Source organism: Acidovorax sp. KPB24-03 (assembly GCF_057546605.1).
In genome coordinates, this window is record NZ_BAAJYR010000618.1 from 1 (window position 1) to 1,514 (window position 1,514).

General features: G+C 73.5%; 2 protein-coding genes and 1 pseudogene. 1 reads left to right on the forward strand and 2 read right to left on the reverse strand.

The window, feature by feature from the left end; all coding sequences use genetic code 11:
- Nucleotides 1-151: 151 nt before the first annotated feature.
- Complete coding sequence (locus AC27KI_RS24550) at nucleotides 152-382, forward strand: hypothetical protein (protein ID WP_487116375.1); 231 nt, start codon at nucleotides 152-154, stop codon at nucleotides 380-382.
- A gap of 66 nt (nucleotides 383-448) precedes the next feature.
- Here the strand turns inward: AC27KI_RS24550 and hutG are convergent, their stop codons facing one another.
- Nucleotides 449-1,273 (reverse strand): N-formylglutamate deformylase, encoded by an 825-nt coding sequence (gene hutG / locus AC27KI_RS24555; RefSeq protein WP_284428708.1) that lies wholly within the window; start codon nucleotides 1,271-1,273, stop codon nucleotides 449-451.
- A gap of 50 nt (nucleotides 1,274-1,323) precedes the next feature.
- A pseudogene (locus AC27KI_RS24560) lies at nucleotides 1,324-1,514 on the reverse strand (formimidoylglutamate deiminase); the annotation flags it as partial.

Sequence of the window (1,514 nt, forward strand, 5' to 3'; positions counted from 1 at the left end):
GCCGCGGGCGCCGTGCGGGCCGACAGCAGCAGCGCGCTGGGCAAGGCGACGTGTACCTGACGCGGCGGCACGCTGATCGGCAACACGGTCGGCGGAGCTGGCCATCGGCGGCGCCTTCGACCCTGGCAGCAGCAGCACGCTGGAACTGCGCGTGGGCGCCAACGGCGCCGGCCAGCTGCAGGCCGCCGGCCCGGTCACGCTGGCGGGCACCCTGCGCATCGCCTTCCGCTCGGGCTTCACGCCAACGATCGGATCGACCCTCACGCTGGTGCGTGGCGCCCCGGTGCGCGGGACGTTCGGCAGCATCACGGTCAACGGCTTCAAGGTCACGCCCATCTATCTGGACGACTCCGTGCAGCTTCGGATCGACGCGGCGGCCTGACGCCGCGGGCGCCCCGCCGCCCTTCCCCCGGTGCGGCGGGCGCGGACCGGCCGCTCCTGGCGGGCCTTACGCCCGCACCCGGGTGCGGGCAAATTGCAGCGCCGCCTCCAGCATGCGGTGCAGCACGGGCTGCACGCCGGCCGCCACCTCGGGCAGGTAGTGGAACGGCAAGGCTTCCTGCATGTAGCTGCACTGCGTCATCTCCAGCTGCACCGCGTGCACGTTGCGCGCGGGATCGCCGTAGTGCCGCGTGATGTGGCCGCCCTTGAACCGGCCGTTGAGCACCGCGGTGTACGCCGGGTCGGACTGCCCGATGCGCAGCAGCGCCTGCGCCAGCGCCGGGTCGCAGCTGGCCCCTTCGGCCGTGCCCAGGTTCAGGTCCGGCAGCTTGCCCGCGAAGAACCTCGGCAGCACGGAGCGGATGGAATGCGCATCCCACAGCATGGCCACGCCATGGGCGGCGCGCAGGCGCTCCAGCTCGGCGGCCAGCTGCGCGTGGTACGGCGCCCAGATGGCATCGCGGCGCGCGGCGATCTCGGCGTCGTCCGGCGCATCGCCCGCCTCCGCGTAGATCGGCGTGTCGTCGAAGGTGTCCACCGGGCAAAGGCCGGTGACGCTCTGGCCGGGGTACAGGCTGGCGCCGTCCGGCGGCCGGTTCAGGTCGATCACATAGCGCGAGTGCGTGGCCACCAGGATCGAGGCGCCGAGGTCGCGGGCAAAGCCGTAGAGCCGCTCCAGGTGCCAGTCCGTGTCCGGCACCTGGCGGGCCTCGTCGGTGAAGCGCGCGGCGATGTCCGGGGGCACATGCGTGCCCACGTGGGGCATGGACACGAGCAGCGGCGCGGTGCCCTGGTGGAAGGTGAAGGGTGGCGGGGAATGGGTGGCGGTCATGCGATCGGGTCTGCGTTGGGGGCTTCGAAAGCCGAGGGCCGGCCGGTCGGTCAATGCCCGGCGCGGGTGATGGTGGCCGTGCGGGCCGCCACGAAGGCGGCGGCGGCACGGTCGTGCAGCGCGTGGCGCCCCGCAACGACGCGCGGCGTGCCGGCGGTCCAGAGGCTGTGCAGCGCCGAGGTGCGATGGCTGCCGAACACGTGCGCGCCCAGCATGCTGTCGGGCGGCAGGCCCTGCAGGT